Below are 16870 nucleotides of genomic sequence, written 5' to 3'. Positions count from 1 at the left end.
ATTCCTTGTAGAGACGGCGATTTATCGCGTCTTTTGAAGCGACGGCTTTGATTTTCTCAAACTTCATCTGGTTTGTTATTCCAATGGTTTTAACAATACAATCAAGTCGTCTCTAAGGAAACTTTTTATCGTGTTGGGCATCCTGACGGTTCTTCTATCCTCCTTTGTTTTGACGTTTCACAACGTTACAGTCCGAGTTTTGTTTTCAGAACATCTCGTACTAGGTTTATTTTTACTCGGTGGATACGTTAAACCGGATTTGCAGAATTCCTTCTTGCTGATGTTCATGCGAATGCTGCTGGTGGTTCCACTCATGGCATCTCTATCATTTAAGCTATATCCATCTGCTTGGACAGAACTCCAAGACTTGTTAACTCGCAAGCGCAGGGATGTTCTAATCCAAGCTCTTGGCTGTGGGGTGCTGATGTTTGTGTATATTGCCTCACTCTACATTGCTATTGGCTTGATTCCCACAGGCATTGCTTTGACCCTTTTCTTCACCTATCCCGTATTTACAGCGCTGCTATCTTGGAGGTTTTTTGGCGATCGCCCCACATTGTTCCGTTGGCTAGTAATGGCTATTATTCTGGTAGGAAGCGCTCTCACTATTCCCCAATCTTCTGCCACCTACAGCAGTCATACTATTGCGATCGGCATTTTCGCTAGTTTTGGCGCTGGGATCGTTTACGCTTTTTATTGCATCATTGCTCAAAAATGTTTAGAAAAATTCCATCCAATTCCCTTTACCTGGATCAGTTTTGCCTGCACTCTACTGCTTTCTGGTATTAGCTTAGTGTTCTGGCCAGGTAAAAGCGCTCAACTTGACTGGACACCCTTATGGATTGGTAGCATATTTTCCGGTCTTGTCAGCTTTCTCGGACACACTTTAAACAATGTGGGAATTCGGATGGTTGGCGCATCTACCGCCTCCATAATCGGCTCTAGCAGTCCAGCATTGACGGCGTTAGTTGTATGGATAACCATTAACGAAACTTTAAATCTGATTCAGAGTGTGGGGATTGGTGTTGTCACATTGGGGATCGCGTTACTTAGTGCAGAAGGCTTTATGAAATCGCTCAAAATTAGGGGTTGAATTGGGAATTGGGTAATTTTAGAATACTTTATAGCGCTTTTGGGTTGAGTCGAATACAGACCTAACCCCCAGCCCCTTCCCTACAAGGGAAGGGGAGCAAGATTCAAAGCCTCTCTCCTTGTAGGAGAGAGGTCAAAATGCATTGCATACAAACGATAACCGTTTTATGTAATACCAATTATCCCAAATAAAACTACAAATACAGACCTATCAACATAGATAAAAATTGACTTTCTAAATTGCGAATTACGAATTAATATCAAATATGCCTTTCTCCGCTATCCTTTTTGATTTAGACGGGACTTTAACAGATCCTAAACCTGGCATCACTGGTTGCATTCAGTATGCGCTCTCTGAACTCGGTTACAAACCACCGAATGCTGATGAATTACATTGGTGTATTGGCCCACCACTCAAAGATAGCTTTTCGCAGTTACTCAATACTTTAGATGGCACAATAATTGAACAGGCGATTTCACTGTATCGTCGTCGCTTTGGCACAATTGGATTATTTGAAAACTCCCTTTATCCCCAAATTTCAGAAGTTTTAAAAGCAATTCGTTTTAATGGTTATAAAACTTTTGTTGCGACTTCTAAACCATATATTTATGCTACGCAAATTATTGAATATTTTGGCTTATCATTGCTTTTCGACGGTGTTTATGGTAGTGAACTTGATGGAACTCGAAGTATAAAAGGTGACTTAATTCACCATATTTTATTAACAGAAAAACTTTTACCATCTACTGTGGTGATGGTAGGCGATCGCTCACATGACATCATTGGAGCCAAGCGCCATCAAATCGCCTCAATTGGTGTCACCTATGGCTATGGAACTGAGGAGGAATTGAAAGCTCATGGTGCTGACTTGATTGCCCATTCTCCAAGTGATATTCCCAAATTAATAATTCGTAAATAATGCTACCATCTTTAACACTTTTCCATAGCTTACTTCTCTTTAGTACTGCTTTTATTGCAGGTGGCTTAAATGCTGTAGCTGGTGGTGGAAGCTTTATCACGTTTCCAACTCTCATCTTTACAGGTGTACCCCCGATCGCAGCTAATGCCACCAATAATACTGCAATTTGGGTGGCGGCTCTAGCCAGTGCTGGAGCATATCGTCAAGATTTGGGCATCGAGCGGCGAGATTTTTTACTTTTATGTGGCGTCAGTTTAGTTGGTGGCATGATTGGCTCCATAGCTTTGTTGTATACATCGCCAGATATTTTTAAAAAGCTGATTCCCTATCTATTGCTGCTAGCAACAGTTGTGTTTACCTTTGGCGAACCGTTCAAAAAATGGTTGCAGCGTCGAAACCAGAATACATCACCGGAATCTGTACCGTTGTTTAATTTGGTACTGGCTCAACTAGCGATCGCAATATATGGCGGTTTCTTCGGCGCAGGTATAGGGATTTTAATGCTGGCAGCTCTAACGTTTTTAGGTATCAAAAGTATTCACAAAATGAATGCTTTCAAGACATTTTTAGGGAGTTGTATCAATGGTATTGCGATCGTTCCATTTATTTTTGCAGGTGTAATTGCTTGGCATCAAGCTATTTTGATGGCAGTCGGTGGCTCTCTTGGTGGTTACTTAAGCGCCCATTATGCTCGTAAACTTGAACCGCACTTAATTCGGAAATTTGTCATGATTGTTGCCTTTACTATGACTGCCTATTTTTTTATTCATGGTTAAGAACTGGGAAGTACTCAGAGGTGATGTATGGAAGCATCAAATAAATCACAAGTCATGCTCCGTGCTTTTAGTTCTAGAAATTTTCGCCTGTACTACACAGGTCAGGCAATTTCTTTGATTGGTACGTCAATGACTCAAGTGGCTACTAGTTGGTTAGTATATCGCCTCACCGATTCCGCTTGGTTACTAGGTTTAGTGGGCTTTGCCAGCCAAATTCCCACACTTGTGTTGATTCCTCTGGGTGGAATCATTGCCGATCGCTGGAATCGTCATCAAATCTCCACCTTCCGCAATCTGATTCGTCTGAATCTACGCACTGAAGGAGCTTAAAAGAAAAATAGCTCTGGCTATTTGAAAGAGTGCATAATCAGCCATAACACCAAAAATTGGTAACAATAATGACTAATATAAATGACCCTACTGTTGTAACTGAAGTAACTGATTTGTACCTCAAGTATGAAGAAGCTCTTTGTAATAACAATTTGGATGTGATGGATAGCTTGTTTTGGGATGCGCCCGAAGTAGTGCGCTTTGGCATCACAGAAAACCTCTATGGCGGCGATGAAGTTCGTAACTTTCGCCAGAATCGACCAAACCCGAAAATAGAGCGAGAAATCTTAAATCTCAAGGTTGTAACCTTTGGGAAAGATGCCGCAACCGTGACTTTAGAATTTCGCCGAATCATCAATGGTGTAGAGCGCTTCGGGCGACAAAGCCAGACTTGGTATAGGTTTACCGAAGGCTGGAAGGTGGTTTCAGCCCATGTTTCATTATTGCCAGTGTGATGGTGCGAGAAGTTTTGCTCAAGGAGTAGACATGACAACCGATCCCATCACTTCTAGTCCATCATTAGTGCAGCAGGCCGAATCCTTAGCTACACAACTTGAGTTTGCCCAATCCTCACTCCCAGAAGTTGGTCGTCTGTTGCACGTCCTTACCAGCCACATCACACAGGGTCAAATTGGCGAGATTGGTAGCGGGTGTGGGGTTGGTGCAGCGTGGATTGTGAGTGCATTACATCCAGATAGTACATTGATTACGATCGAGAGCGATCGCGATCGTGCCAAACTTGTGCAACAGCTATTTGCAGATAAGTCTAATGTCCGCGCACTTCAAGGCGACTGGCGCGACTTGCTCACCTACGCTCCATTTGATTTGTTATTTGCCGATGGCGGAAAGGCAAAACTCACAGAACCTCAGACATTGATAACTGCTCTCAAACCTGGAGGCTTCATCTTACTAGACGATCTCACACCCGAAGAATACTGGCCACCAGAATGGCACGGACGAACAGATCCAATCAGGGAATTTTGGCTCAAAGATCCTCGGATTGCTGCCACAGAAATCCGCGTGGCAGCAAAAAGTTCAGTGATTTTAGCAACACGCATTCAATGAAATGATTACTGGAAAAAGCAGACAAATAGAGCTTACTACATACTAGGCAAAGATAAACTGGACAGTCAAACGAGGCATTTTTGATAATTGGGTTGTCTCGTTCCAGCGGAGACTAGGAACGAGATTTGAAAAAGATTAAGGGTTGGTTGTGGAGCGAACTTTTGGTTGGCTATGCTTCAAAATATCAGGTGCATTTAATTTTTTGAGTATAAAACCTAGCTGCTAAAAGAGCTGCACCTGCTACTAAAGTTGCTAGTACACTATCAGGTTCAGGTACGGCAGCAACTTGAGCATCAATTCGTGCAGTTCCAGCAAACAAACCGGTCAATTTAGAGTCGCCTAATATATCAGCAAACTCTGGAGAAATCAACAATTTCACATCAGGGATGGTTAAATTTTGGCCATCAAATGCCACAAGTCCCGGAGCGCTCAAATCAAACAAAATTGTATTTAAAGAAAATGTATCTCTTAAAACAAGTCCGCTGGCACCTGTAACAGTACGTCCTGGAGCAAAACCGATTGAAAAGTCACCAACAGTAATTTGATTGTTGAATGTAACAGTACCAGTATCCTCGATTGTACCAGAGAGTGGAGTAAAACCGCCCTGGTCACTGAACGTGAAGTTGGTGGCTGAGTCGATGTTGAAGCCAACTAAATAATTGCTGGGAATTGGTGCAACTGTCTGATTAGTACCTGTCAAGTTTAGCCCAATACTACTAAGAATCTCTTCGTGATCGCGATCGATGCTGGTGACTCCAGATATCACTTTAAAAGTTGCAGCTTCTACCTGTATGGGTGCTATTGAGATGAAAGCTGCTGTAGTACAACTAAGAATCCCTGCAAACTGAAAAAAACGCATATATATTTCTGATGATCTTCGTAATGTATTTTATATAATAAAATGTCTTTTGTTAATATATAAAGCCATAATTTACTCTAAAAAAATCTTCAGAAAAGTTAAGTTTATGTAAACGTACAGTTAATAACAAAATTTAAGCCAGACAGTTGCAAAAACAAAGTGAAGTAAATAGGTACGAATAAAAATCAATCATCAGAATAAAGCATAAAGTATAAGGTATAAGGCATTAAGGATAGAAGAGAAAAAAATATAGTTACGTTTAATTATGTCCAATGCCAATTATTTAGGAGCCAATTTCAAAATCCCTCTCCCAAGATTGGGAGAGGGATTTAGGGTGAGAGCTTTTGATTCATCCAAGAAGTCTAATTAGGTATTCGCAGACTCTAGCTGAGAACTAGAGAAAGCTGATTTATTCTCGCCGATTTACTTCTTAGTTTACAGACTTGTTCTAATCCACCAGCTTATTTTCTCCAAATTAGGATCTATTTCCTGCCAAAAACTGGCTGAAGAGTCTACTTCTCTTGTTGCTGCAAGTATTTTATCTATACTGTCGAAGTTTTTTTGAATCAATTGCTTATCTAGTTTAGGAATGTCTAATTTCAGATATTTCAAACGGTTGGGTAACTCCACTTGCTCTTGTGTCGGCAACTGGTAAATCCGATCTACTTGTTCTAAAATTTTGTCTATTGATGTAATAACTTCTTGCAGACTCGGCTTTTTAGTTTGTAATTGTAAATCTTTCTCTTCAAAGGATTCTTCTTGACCACCTAACTTTACTAAGACTATTTTAACAAAGAAAATATTGTAATCTACCTCACTAACTTCACCCACTTGCTGATAATATTTTCCATTTGTATTTATAACTACTATGTCACCTTTCTCAATTTTGTTGTTCATAATTTATAGAGCCTAGTATTAAATTACTAAATAATCTCCTCTACAGAAAATACTACTCTAAAGCCACAAACCCTCAGTCCACCGTCTGACTCATTCCAGCTACGGCTAGCGCTGCGACACAGTTCTGCACTGAAACTCCAAGAACCACCGCGTAGCACCCGACGATTTATGTCACCGCCAACTTCCCAAGCTGTTCCATCTAAGGGTGCGTCATTGTAATTGTTATGCCACGAATCAGCACACCATTCCCAAACTAACCCGTGCATATCGTACAATCCAAAGGCGTTGGCAACTTCAAAACTACCGACGTTTGTTGTTTCTTTACGGAATTTGCTTTTTGGTTCCATAGTGCAGCTGACTAACTCAGAGGTAATGGTTTCGCCAAAGTGGAATGAGGTTGTAGTTCCAGCCCGACACGCATATTCCCATTCCGCTTCACTTGGTAAACGATAGTCGCGTCCAGTTTTTTCTGATAGCCTGAGACAGAATTCTACAGCCTCATACCAAGATACATTTTCTACTGGTCTATCTAAACCTTTGAATTTCGATGGATGGGGATTTAAAGCTTGTTTGACTTTGGGTAAAGCTGCTACTACTCTCCACTGTGCTTGAGTTACAGGAAATTTCCCCATAAAAAATGGTTCGACGGTAACTTGATGTCGAGGACGTTCGTCAGCATCGCCTTCAAATTCGGGTGAACCCATCATGTAAGTCCCACCAGGAATCGATACCATTTCTAATGTGACAGACTTACCTAATTTTTCAGCAAATAAATTTGCATTACAGTTCATGCGGTTTACTTCTCTACCACCTGTGTCTACTGTCACTACGTCAAATTCAAAGGTTTCTAATGGGGGTAATGGGACGATTACTTTTTGTGGTAGCGGCTGTAATATAGGTTGAGGCATCGAAACAATTTTTAAGGCAACAGGTTCAATGTTCGATGTGGCAAACTTCAAATCATTGATGACTTCTACTGCTGTTTGATACCTTTCACTCGGTAGATGTTTGAGTAATTTATCTAAAATTTTTCCTAATTCGTCGCTGATAGTAATACCTTTTTTTTGTAAACGTTCGCGCCACAACCATTTAGCGCTCATGGCATCATAAATAGGGTCATTAATCTGTCCAGAAGCATCCTGCAAAGGCAAACATTGAGTTAAAAGACGCACACAAGTGACACCCAAAGCATACAAATCACTGCCGTGACAAGCAAATCCAGCCATTTGTTCTGTTGGGGCATAGCCAAGGGTATAAATTACTGTAGCTTGTCTTCCTATACTGGTTTGTGTTACCTGTTTCGCACCACCAAAGTCAATTAATACGGGTTTTTCATCACTTGCACGGCGGATGATATTTTCTGGTTTAATATCTCGATGAATGACGTTATGGGTATGAATGAATTGCAGAACTGGCAATAAATCAGCTAAAAGTTCCCAAATTTGTTGTTCGCCATAAATTTGTTGCTGAACTTCTTGTAAGAGAGTTTTTCCTTGAATAAATTCTTGTACAAGATACAAGCTAGTACCTTGTTCAAAATAAGCTAGTAATCTGGGAATTTGCGTATGATTTTCTCCCAGTTCATACAACCGAAAAGCCTCTTCTTTGAAAAATTCGGCGGCTTTAGTGCGTTGTCCTGTTCCCTGAAACTGGGGGAAAAATTGCTTGATGACGCAAGGGGCGTTTAGTCTGTCTACATCTTCTGTAGCATAGGTTCTACTAAATCCACCTTCACCTAAGAGTCTTAATACGCGATAACGGTTTCTGAGAAGTTTGCCAAAGTTGCTTTGTCCGCAACTCACGCAAAATCTATTGCTATCAGAGTTGAATGGATTTGAGCAATTGGGATTTTGGCAGATTTGCATAATGAGGGGGAAATAGCATCTTCTCCAAAGTTAGCCCCAATATTATCTAATTGAAAACAGTTATGTAGAGAAGCGAACACGGAAGTTTATTCATGTGCTTAAAACTATCTTTCACACGAGGGCATAAGAATGAATAAATTATATTTATTTATACCAATTAAATTAATGATTGCAACACATACTTGGGTTAAGACGCGATTCATCGCGTCTCTACAAATAGTGTATTTGTCGCATTCTTTTTTACAATTGGTATTACTTATCTATAGTATGACGTTGTGTTAGCAGAAAGTATGGCACATTGCCATAATGTTTGGGCGTTGGGCTTGCCGTAATGCACCCTAAATTTTAATATAACTGTTGTTTACTATCTAAAAAAGTTCACGAAGAACGAAATCACTTACCCATAACTTTTATTGCGAATTGCGACTATTATTTAAAAGTTTTATTCTCTCCAGAAGCGCGAATTAATTCCGCTACAAGGGCAACGATCGCAGATACTGAAATCAGCATTACACTGAGAGCATTAATATCAGGTTTAACTCCGCTTCTAATGCGGCTAAAAATTTCCATTGGCAGGGTGTTCGAACCGCTACCAGCAGTAAAACTGGCAATGAGAAAGTCATCTAAGCTGAGGACAAAAGCCAAGAGGCAACCAGCGACAATCCCAGGCATTAATTGAGGTAACAATACTTTGATGAAAGCTTGGGTTGGTGTCGCACCTAAATCTAGTGCTGCTTCTTCTAAGTGAGGATCTAAATTAGTCAGTCGGGAAGCAACTACAAGCCCAACGTATGCCAGACAAAACACCACATGGGCTGCAACTATCGTCCACAAACTCAAAGGTATTGCAAAGGCTGCTAGACATACTAGGGTAGCCACTGCGATCGCAATATCGGGAATAATCAATGGTAGGTAAGCAATACCGCGATACAATTTCTTACCAGGAAATTCGTAACGCGCCAACCCAACCGCCATCAAGGTTCCCAGCACTGCGGAAATTGCCACGGCACAACCTGCAACTATCATACTGTTTTGCAAAGCCGATAATATGCGATCGTCACTGAACAACTTGCGATACCAATCGAGAGTGAATCCTTGCCAAGTTGCGCTGTAGGGCGACTGATTGAAGCTATAAAAGCCAAGTACCAGTATGGGCAGGTACATGAACACAAATATCAACAGTGAGAAAACCGCCTGCCATGAGACACGCGGTTTTTTGAGAGATGGAGAGATATTCACGTTTATATATATTATTGATAGCAACACAAAATAGCATATTTTATGCACTAAGTCAATAATGGTTTAAAATTTATTTATCGAACCGCAGAGGCACAGAGAACGCAGAGATTTTATGAGTCATCTCAATCTGACTCTCGCTTCTCTACGAGACGCGGCGCGATCGCTAGAATTCAAAATTCAAAATTCAAAAAGGGATACAAGCCCCTAAATTTATGTAAGCGTTCAGGGAGTCGAAAAAAGACGAAAAATAACCCCCAAAATCAAGCAATAAAATTAGGCAAATTTTAACATAACACAACGATCAGAACGGTTAGGGGTTAGGTTTTTTGTAGGCTTTTCCATACAACGTTAAAAGTCATGTTAATTTTACTTTTAAGAACTTGGATATAAGTTATCAGAAAAACTGCTACTTCTGATTTCAAAGTACCTACTTTACGTAAATTTACCTTTTAATCGGCTAGAGATGCTCCTTTATAGTACGGAAAGCCGCCCAAAAAGTGTCTACAGATTTTATTCTTTAATTAACATTTTAAAGTTGGATAATTGACGGTCAAAAATAGAGATTTTTCAGTCAAAACTATCTTTTGATGACATTTTTTGACGATTATAGAAAGTTCCTATTTATAAAAAACTTCTATTGAAAACTGCCATAAATCACATACCAATTAATAAATCAGAATACAGTTACCTCTTTAGGAGTGGGTAATTTCCGTACTAAGATAGACAAAAAATATAGAAGGTACAGCGTAAGCTTTAAAGTAAATTGTTAATAACTTTAGTATGTGAAGTTACTTTCTGATGCCAAAGTGGATAAATTTACAAGTTACAAGCACTAAAACAACAGAAATAAAAAACTTCTAATTCAAGTTTTATTTTTTAGGAGGTTTGTGATGAAAATTGCTCAATTAGCTCCATTGTGGGAGAGAGTTCCGCCTCCAGCTTATGGTGGCGTAGAGTTAGTAGTGGGGTTACTGACCGATGAATTAGTCCGACGTGGACATGAAGTAACTTTATTTGCATCGGGAGATTCTATTAGTCTAGCAAAACTAACTTCAGTTCATCCCCGCGCTCTCAGACTCGATCCTAATATCAAAGATTACGGCATTTACGAAATGCTAAATCTAGCTGCGGTGTATGAACGCGCAGAAGAGTTTGATATTATTCACTCCCATATCGGGTATGGGGCACTGCCTTATGGAAATCTAGTAAAAACTCCTACGGTTCACACGTTGCACGGTACTTTTACCCCTGACAACGAAAAGATGTTTAGTTTTGGTAAAAAACAACCTTACGTCAATATTTCCAATGCACAACGAGAACCAAGGTTAGGTTTAAACTCTATAGCAACGGTTTACAACGGAATTGATGTTAGCAGTTATGAGTTTCACTCCCAACCAGAAGATCCTCCTTACTTAGCGTTTTTAGGTCGGATGTCTCCAGAGAAGGGAGCGCACTTAGCTATAGAAATTGCCAAACTTGCCGGTTGGCATTTAAAAATTGCAGGTAAGATAGATACCGTTGATGTAGAATACTTTGAGAAGGAAATCAAACCGCACATTGATGGGGAGCAAATTGAGTATCTGGGTGAAGCCAACCATGCTCAAAAAAATGCCCTGATGGGTGGTTCAGTCGCAACTCTATTCCCTATCACTTGGCGGGAACCCTTTGGATTGGTAATGATTGAGTCAATGGCTTCGGGTACGCCAGTGATTGCAATGAAATTGGGGTCTACTGAAGAGGTAATTTCCCACGGCAAGACGGGTTTCCTCTGCAATAATATTCAAGAGTGTATTAGTGCCATCGATCGCGTCATTGAATTAGACCGTTATGCTTGTCGTCAGTATGTCGAAAATCTTTTCAGCGTTAAGCGCATGACTGATGGCTATGAAGCAGTTTATCAACAAATAATAGCAGAAAGATTTTCTCAGAATGGGCATTTCCGCAGTTTAGTTGATTTAGCTAGCTAGCTAGCGATCGCATTTAAATATCGCTTTTAAATATCGAATTTATGTAATTTTACATCTTTTTAACTAAGTAGAATACACGCGATCGTCGGGTAGCACAACTGTCATTGGTGTCAACTGAAGCCGAAAACTATATCGGACAAGCGTTTTGCAAATCCCTCACGCCCTCATCCCCTAACCCCTTCTCTCAAAGGAGAAGGGGAATTGAATGTCTAGCTCCCCTCTCACGGATGGGCTACAGTGTATACACAACTCAAATTACCCCCCTTAATCCCCCCGATATATTGGGGGAAAATCATAAATTTGGTTCCCTCCCCTTTATAAGGGGAGGGTTAGGGTGGGGTAAAACCTTGGTTAATCAGCTATTTCAGACTTGTGTATACACCGTAGCACGGATGGCAGAGGGGCTGGGAGTGAGGGCAAAACAGCGGGTTTGGCGTTAGGTTGACACCAATACAAAACTGTGATATTTAACAACTCACGCGATGTCTACGACGGGCTATCGCCTACGCTCCATTTTTCTAAAGTTCTAGCACTCACTCCTGGCACTCGTTCTAAGTCTTGTAAAGATGTAAATTTTTGCTGTTGACGGCTAATAATTATCCGTTGTGCTAACTTCTTACCCACGCCAGGGAGAGTTGCTAATTCTTCTAAACTTGCAGTGTTGATATTGACTTTTGGAATTGCTTGTAACTCAGTTGATGAAGAAGTTTTTATATGAGGACAACGTGTTTGTTCTAATTTAATTTTTTCTTGAATTGCTGGTGGTAAACCGGGTTTAACTTTGGTATAAAGACGAGCGAATTCTCGCACATAATGGGCAGCAACTATCGGGTTTTCCATCACTACAAGCGTCTCATCGTTACCATTATTGGCCGCATCTGACCAATTATGAGAACCTGTAATTACTGTTTGACTATCAATAACACCAAATTTGTGATGCAATAAATCGCCTTTGGGTAATACAGGTACACCTACAGTAGTAATTGGATTTTGCCAAGGATGATTGTCAACTTCATATTTACATTTGTTACTAAGAGCAACCCCCATCATATCTAAAGCTTCGCTATAAGGACGGTAGGCAAATTGTGGTTCAATTAAAGCGCGAATTTGGACACTTTGTTGATGGCGTTTTTCTAAAATATTGGCAAGAGGCTGTTCGGAAAAGACAAATAACGCCATGTCAATAGACTTGGTTGCTGAACCTAAAGTTTTACCAATTAAACCATTACTACTATTATTCCAAGGTTGAGTTGGAGAAGTAGGCGAAAAGTGTACAGTAATTTTGGTATTACCTAAAGTTATTTGTTTAGGTAAACGTATCGGCTTTTGCAAACCAAATCGACTATCCGGCTGACCTCCCGGCCCGTCACCCCACATAATGTTAAATTCTTCTGTAAATAAAGAGGCTAATTCTGGGCTGTCAATCTGCAATAAGTTATTGGCATTGCCTAAACTACTAAGATTTGTAAAATCACCCGAAGTATCACTTAATGTAAAATTAGCCGAAGTGATAATTACGAGGCGATTGTCCACAATCACAAATTTATGATGCATCAAGCTGCTACCCGCTGAACCATCCGCTCGATCGTCTAGCCAGGGAATTTTGGCATTCTGCAAAATCATCAAAGCATCTCTTTGATTGATTTCGGTTGGACTGAGTTGATTATCGTGGTTAATATCAATAAATTGGCGAAATTCGTTGTAGCGTTCTTGTTCTCTTTTATCTAACTTACCTACTTCAGCAGATGTTAGGCTACTCCAAGGTCGGCTATAGAGATTTTCTAAAATTATCCTGACTTTTACCCCAGCTTTTTGTCTATCAACCAGTGCTTGGGCAACTTTGGGTAAACGTAATTCTTGCACCGCTACATCTACTGTAGATTTAGCATTCGTAATAGCATCCACAATCTGTTTTTCTAAATCATCCCCCAGACGAGTTTGCTGACGGTAAGCTTCTTGGTATTCTGAAGACTCAGAATGATTAAAGTAAACTTGAATTAACGGATCTTGTGGTAAGGGTGCTGGACGCTGATTGTAGGACTGGACTCGTTGACAACCAGCCAGAGAGAATATCAGTAAAAAGATATATAAAAAATATCTTTGTCTAGAGATAAGTTGCACTGTAATCTGTTAAAAGTGGATTGGAAGTGGATATATTTATCATTCCCAAAATTTTGTGTTCTGAATTAAGTAGAGAAATAAGTTTCCAAGTAAAGGGAAAAATCCACTATTAGATGTAAAATTACAGATATTTTTTTCAGGATTTGTCCACTAAAACTGTATATGCTGACAAATCCGCAGTCTTATCACTAACGTGTGTTCTCACTATTATCGGTTTTATGCAAATTTATCTAGATTACAGCGCCACTACTCCGACTCGAAAAGAAGCGATCGCAGTTATGCAAACAGTCCTCACTCAGCAGTGGGGCAATCCTTCCAGTTTACATGAGTGGGGACAACGGGCGGCAACGGTTGTAGAACAAGCCAGAGTCCAAGTTGCTGGTTTAATTAACGCCGCTACCCCTGAATCGATCGTTTTTACCTCTGGTGGCACTGAGGCAGATAATCTAGCGATTATGGGTGTGGCTCGGTTGTATGCTGTACCTCAACATATAATTATCTCCAGTGTTGAGCATTCCGCAATTTCTGAAACAGTGCGGTTGCTAGAAATGTGGGGTTGGGAAGTTACGCGCTTGTCTGTAGATGTTAAAGGCAGAGTCAACCCCTTAGATTTAAAGGCGGCATTACGACATAACACAGCCTTAGTTTCTATAATTTACGGTCAAAGTGAAGTTGGGACAGTGCAACCGATCGCAGAACTGGGTAAAATTGTGCAATCGCATGGTGCTTTGTTCCATACAGATGCGGTGCAAGTTGCGGGACGTTTACCGATAGATGTGCAACAATTACCTGTAGACTTACTTAGTCTTTCCAGTCATAAAATATATGGCCCGCAAGGTGTAGGGGCATTGTATGTGCGTCCTGGTGTGGAATTGATGCCTTTACTAGGTGGTGGTGGACAAGAAATGGGACTGCGTTCTGGTACGCAAGCAGTACCGATAATTGCCGGATTTGGTGTAGCAGCAGAATTAGCAGCCGAAGAATTAGCTACAGAAACACCACGATTAATTGAATTACGCGATCGCGCTTTTGCCCAATTAGCTGAGATTCCTGGTTTAATTGCTACAGGGGATGGCTGCGATCGTTTACCTCACCATGTGAGTATGTGCTTAGAATACGCTGACGACGAAAAACTTAGCGGTAAAACCTTGGTACGACAGCTAAACCTTGCTGGGATTGGCATCAGTGCTGGTGCTGCTTGTCACAGTGGAAAACTTAGTCCTAGCCCGATATTGTTAGCAATGGGTTATTCCGAAAAAGCGGCTTTGGGGGGAATTCGCATCACATTGGGGCGTGAGACGACTGAAGCTGATATAGATTGGACGGTGATAGTATTGAAGCAAGTTTTGCAAAGGCTAACACCGGATTTATCTCTAGTGAAGCGTTAAAACAACTGTAACAAATCGCATACCTATGGGAATACTGGCCATATTATGATGTAAATATCCCAAAACAGGATAAAATCAGAGGTACTCAAGTTTCAGACCCAAGTAAACTAATAAATGAGTCTATCTAACCCAGAACCGAGTTCTCTCAAGACTTTAAAACGCAAGGCTCCCAGCACAGTTGGTCGTGGAAAAGTAGTCAACCTCAACACTAACTTAAATTTTTCTGCGTGGAATGATGAAAGCATTGCTCTATATCTGGGTGATAGCCTCGAACATTACAACAATTGGGAGCAGCCTACAGTCATCGTTTCAGATGGAGCTTACGGTGTTCTTGGTTTTGAAGGTGACACTTCAGATCATATTGATTTATCTAATTGGTATGAACCTCATATTGAAGCATGGTCAAAAGCAGCCATATCTTGCACAACACTCTGGTTTTGGAATTCAGAAATTGGCTGGGCTGTTGTGCATCCAGTTTTAGAAAAGCACGGTTGGCGTTATGTTAATTGTAATATCTGGAACAAAGGAAAAGGTCATATAGCAGGTAATGTTAATACAGAAAAGATTCGTAGATTCCCTGTAGTTACAGAAGTGTGTGTTCAATATGTAAGAGAAGTTAAAATCAACGAACTTACGTTGAAAGAATGGTTGCTAAAAGAGTGGAAACGTTCTGGATTACGACGACGACAGGCAAACGAGGCTTGTGGTGTAGCTAATGCTGCAACTAGGAAGTATTTCGATCAAGGACACTTATGGTATTTCCCTCCTCCAGAGATGTTTGAGAGGTTAGTGAACTATGCAAATGAGCATGGTAATCCAGAAGGAAGACCTTACTTTTCTTTAGATGAAAACCAATCTTTAACGGGACAACAATGGAGTAAGATGCGCTCAAAATTCAGATGCCCTCATGGTTTTACAAATGTTTGGGATCGGCAAGCTCTACGGGGCAATGAAAGAGTTAAAATTCCTTCTGGAAAAGCACTACATCTTAATCAAAAGCCTCTTGATTTGATGGGTGTTATTATTGAAGCTTCAAGTGATGATAACGATGTTATCTGGGAACCTTTTGGAGGACTATTCAGTGCATCTCTAGCAGCACGTAAACTGAGACGAAAAGCTTACTCTTGCGAAATTGATCCAGATTATTTTTATTATGGAGTGCAGAGATTTAATCAAGAAGTTCGTCAATGCTCGCTTCTCTAATCTCTAGATAATCTTGTAGAGATTTCTTGATACTGTCTTCTCGACGGCTTGATAGCAGCCTATTCCATTGACCAACTGTAATACTAGAAACTTCAATATTATAGACGCGTTGCTTAAATTTTTCAATACCTGGATGCACAATTCTGTCCATCTTTGCAAAATTAGTATCCAGCCTGTATTTATACCGAATCAATAGTTCACGTAGAAGGTGCTGATATTCTCTAGTTGGTTTATAGATTTTTCCTTCAACACCCCATGAGTCAACTATTTTTTTAGCTTCTAATAACTCTTCAACAGATCCTTGAAATTTATAACCGCTAGTGTTTGTCTGCTGTAAATTTGCTGTTCTTTGACTTGTATCTTCTGGCTCCAAAACAATATAATCTGGCGGATTATGATAATGAGTATCTCTAGCTAAAGCTACCGACAAACCAGAGACAACACATACATCAAGAATACGAGGCTTGCCATAGATAATTTTCTCAGGCAACCATGCCAGCATAGCAACATAGGTCTGATCGTACTTAAAGTGATTTTGACTGTCTTTAAAGCGTGCTGTTATCTCTGTTGCTAATGGAAACCATGCTTTAATTTCTAATCCTGGTGTCGGTTGAACTTTTCCTACAAAAATAGTATCTGGAAAACCTGGATCTTGCCTCTGCCAGTTTCCAAAGTCAGAAAATTCATTTTGTTTATTCAAAAATTCAACTGTGTTAAATTCGATTAAATTTCCGAGTAAGGGTGAAAGCTTTGAAATAACTTTAGCCAAGTTTAGTGCTGCATCTACAGTTACAGGCTTAGATATATCTAAAACGTCAAAAATATGGCCCGATAAATTATCTAGATACTGAGATGCCAGCCTGATTACATCCTGTGTCTTCATACCTCTTCCTCACAAGATGCTTCAGATATTCCTTGTTCAACTTTTCTGAGAATATCACAAGGATTTACACCGATTACGCGAGTGACTAATAGAAACTCAATTACATCTAACCGCCGTTCACCATTTTCGTATTTGGCTACAAAAGATTGTGGCTTTTTCAACGATTTAGCAAGCGTCTGTTGAGTTAGTTTTGCTTCCTTACGAGCCGCAATCATACAGCGACGGAATATTTCATAGTCTTGGCTGAAAACAAATTTCATTGTGC

General features: G+C 40.3%; 16 protein-coding genes. 9 read left to right on the top strand and 7 right to left on the bottom strand.

What is annotated here, in order from left to right:
• The first annotated feature begins 130 nt into the window (after positions 1 to 130).
• The 6 genes from V7K44_RS27180 to V7K44_RS27155 all read left to right on the top strand — a co-directional run bounded on the left by V7K44_RS27180 (position 131) and on the right by V7K44_RS27155 (position 4183).
• Complete coding sequence (locus V7K44_RS27180; RefSeq protein ID WP_334936220.1) at positions 131 to 1093, top strand: DMT family transporter; 963 nt, start codon at positions 131 to 133, stop codon at positions 1091 to 1093.
• Between the two features lie 265 nt (positions 1094 to 1358).
• Positions 1359 to 2012, top strand: a complete 654-nt coding sequence (locus V7K44_RS27175) for an HAD family hydrolase (RefSeq protein WP_334936218.1) — start codon at positions 1359 to 1361, stop codon at positions 2010 to 2012.
• Positions 2012 to 2788 carry a sulfite exporter TauE/SafE family protein gene (locus tag V7K44_RS27170; protein WP_334936216.1) on the top strand — a complete coding sequence of 259 codons (777 nt, stop codon included), beginning with the start codon at positions 2012 to 2014 and terminating at the stop codon, positions 2786 to 2788. The genes V7K44_RS27175 and V7K44_RS27170 overlap by 1 nt, the downstream gene beginning before the upstream one ends.
• 27 nt (positions 2789 to 2815) lie before the next feature.
• Entirely contained in the window at positions 2816 to 3118 is a 303-nt protein-coding gene (locus V7K44_RS27165; protein WP_334936214.1) for an MFS transporter, read from the top strand.
• Between the two features lie 68 nt (positions 3119 to 3186).
• Positions 3187 to 3573 (top strand): oxalurate catabolism protein HpxZ, encoded by a 387-nt coding sequence (hpxZ, locus tag V7K44_RS27160; protein WP_334936212.1) that lies wholly within the window; start codon positions 3187 to 3189, stop codon positions 3571 to 3573.
• Positions 3551 to 4183 (top strand): O-methyltransferase, encoded by a 633-nt coding sequence (locus V7K44_RS27155; RefSeq protein ID WP_334936211.1) that lies wholly within the window; start codon positions 3551 to 3553, stop codon positions 4181 to 4183. The genes hpxZ and V7K44_RS27155 overlap by 23 nt, the downstream gene beginning before the upstream one ends.
• A 184-nt stretch (positions 4184 to 4367) precedes the next feature.
• Here the strand turns inward: V7K44_RS27155 and V7K44_RS27150 are convergent, their stop codons facing one another.
• From V7K44_RS27150 to V7K44_RS27135, 4 genes are all read right to left on the bottom strand, one after another.
• Positions 4368 to 5042, bottom strand: a complete 675-nt coding sequence (locus V7K44_RS27150; RefSeq protein WP_334936209.1) for a hypothetical protein — start codon at positions 5040 to 5042, stop codon at positions 4368 to 4370.
• 435 nt (positions 5043 to 5477) lie between these two features.
• Entirely contained in the window at positions 5478 to 5939 is a 462-nt protein-coding gene (locus V7K44_RS27145; RefSeq protein WP_334936207.1) for a hypothetical protein, read from the bottom strand.
• Between the two features lie 26 nt (positions 5940 to 5965).
• Positions 5966 to 7804, bottom strand: a complete 1839-nt coding sequence (locus V7K44_RS27140; protein ID WP_334936205.1) for a bifunctional serine/threonine-protein kinase/formylglycine-generating enzyme family protein — start codon at positions 7802 to 7804, stop codon at positions 5966 to 5968.
• Between the two features lie 429 nt (positions 7805 to 8233).
• Positions 8234 to 9043 carry an ABC transporter permease gene (locus V7K44_RS27135; RefSeq protein WP_334936203.1) on the bottom strand — a complete coding sequence of 270 codons (810 nt, stop codon included), beginning with the start codon at positions 9041 to 9043 and terminating at the stop codon, positions 8234 to 8236.
• Positions 9044 to 9933: 890 nt separating this feature from the next.
• On the opposite strand from V7K44_RS27135, the gene V7K44_RS27130 reads away from it, so the two are divergent.
• Entirely contained in the window at positions 9934 to 11010 is a 1077-nt protein-coding gene (locus V7K44_RS27130; RefSeq protein ID WP_334936201.1) for a glycosyltransferase family 4 protein, read from the top strand.
• Between the two features lie 486 nt (positions 11011 to 11496).
• Here V7K44_RS27130 and V7K44_RS27125 read toward each other — a convergent pair whose 3' ends face one another.
• A complete protein-coding gene (locus tag V7K44_RS27125) occupies positions 11497 to 13131 on the bottom strand; it encodes a DUF655 domain-containing protein (RefSeq protein WP_334936199.1) in 1635 nt (544 codons plus the stop codon).
• 218 nt (positions 13132 to 13349) lie between these two features.
• On the opposite strand from V7K44_RS27125, the gene V7K44_RS27120 reads away from it, so the two are divergent.
• Together V7K44_RS27120 and V7K44_RS27115 are read left to right on the top strand one after the other, a co-directional pair.
• Positions 13350 to 14519 carry a cysteine desulfurase family protein gene (locus V7K44_RS27120; protein ID WP_334936197.1) on the top strand — a complete coding sequence of 390 codons (1170 nt, stop codon included), beginning with the start codon at positions 13350 to 13352 and terminating at the stop codon, positions 14517 to 14519.
• A gap of 114 nt (positions 14520 to 14633) precedes the next feature.
• The gene (locus V7K44_RS27115; protein ID WP_334936195.1) at positions 14634 to 15722 is read left to right on the top strand and encodes a DNA methyltransferase; all 1089 of its coding nucleotides are present in this window, start codon (positions 14634 to 14636) and stop codon (positions 15720 to 15722) included.
• On the opposite strand, the gene V7K44_RS27110 is transcribed toward V7K44_RS27115, so the two are convergent.
• The gene (locus V7K44_RS27110) at positions 15688 to 16605 is read right to left on the bottom strand and encodes a hypothetical protein (protein ID WP_334936194.1); all 918 of its coding nucleotides are present in this window, start codon (positions 16603 to 16605) and stop codon (positions 15688 to 15690) included. The genes V7K44_RS27115 and V7K44_RS27110 overlap by 35 nt on opposite strands.
• Entirely contained in the window at positions 16602 to 16865 is a 264-nt protein-coding gene (locus tag V7K44_RS27105) for a helix-turn-helix domain-containing protein (protein ID WP_334936192.1), read from the bottom strand. The genes V7K44_RS27110 and V7K44_RS27105 overlap by 4 nt, the downstream gene beginning before the upstream one ends.
• Between the last annotated feature and the right edge of the window lie 5 nt (positions 16866 to 16870).

It is taken from the genome of Nostoc sp. (assembly GCF_036917235.1).
In the GTDB taxonomy this organism is placed as follows: domain Bacteria; phylum Cyanobacteriota; class Cyanobacteriia; order Cyanobacteriales; family Nostocaceae; genus Nostoc.
This window is presented reverse-complemented; position numbering and strand designations above follow the sequence as displayed.

Bases quoted from the DNA above. Each gene is read 5' to 3' on its own strand.
- V7K44_RS27140 (WP_334936205.1), bottom strand. From the start codon at position 7,804: ATGCAAATCTGCCAAAATCCCAATTGCTCAAATCCATTCAACTCTGAT.
- V7K44_RS27145 (WP_334936207.1), bottom strand. From the start codon at position 5,939: ATGAACAACAAAATTGAGAAAGGTGACATAGTAGTTATAAATACAAAT.
- V7K44_RS27130 (WP_334936201.1), top strand. From the start codon at position 9,934: ATGAAAATTGCTCAATTAGCTCCATTGTGGGAGAGAGTTCCGCCTCCA.
- hpxZ (WP_334936212.1), top strand. From the start codon at position 3,187: ATGACTAATATAAATGACCCTACTGTTGTAACTGAAGTAACTGATTTG.
- V7K44_RS27110 (WP_334936194.1), bottom strand. From the start codon at position 16,605: ATGAAGACACAGGATGTAATCAGGCTGGCATCTCAGTATCTAGATAAT.
- V7K44_RS27155 (WP_334936211.1), top strand. From the start codon at position 3,551: ATGTTTCATTATTGCCAGTGTGATGGTGCGAGAAGTTTTGCTCAAGGA.
- V7K44_RS27105 (WP_334936192.1), bottom strand. From the start codon at position 16,865: ATGAAATTTGTTTTCAGCCAAGACTATGAAATATTCCGTCGCTGTATG.
- V7K44_RS27175 (WP_334936218.1), top strand. From the start codon at position 1,359: ATGCCTTTCTCCGCTATCCTTTTTGATTTAGACGGGACTTTAACAGAT.
- V7K44_RS27165 (WP_334936214.1), top strand. From the start codon at position 2,816: ATGGAAGCATCAAATAAATCACAAGTCATGCTCCGTGCTTTTAGTTCT.
- V7K44_RS27120 (WP_334936197.1), top strand. From the start codon at position 13,350: ATGCAAATTTATCTAGATTACAGCGCCACTACTCCGACTCGAAAAGAA.
- V7K44_RS27150 (WP_334936209.1), bottom strand. From the start codon at position 5,042: ATGCGTTTTTTTCAGTTTGCAGGGATTCTTAGTTGTACTACAGCAGCT.
- V7K44_RS27115 (WP_334936195.1), top strand. From the start codon at position 14,634: ATGAGTCTATCTAACCCAGAACCGAGTTCTCTCAAGACTTTAAAACGC.
- V7K44_RS27170 (WP_334936216.1), top strand. From the start codon at position 2,012: ATGCTACCATCTTTAACACTTTTCCATAGCTTACTTCTCTTTAGTACT.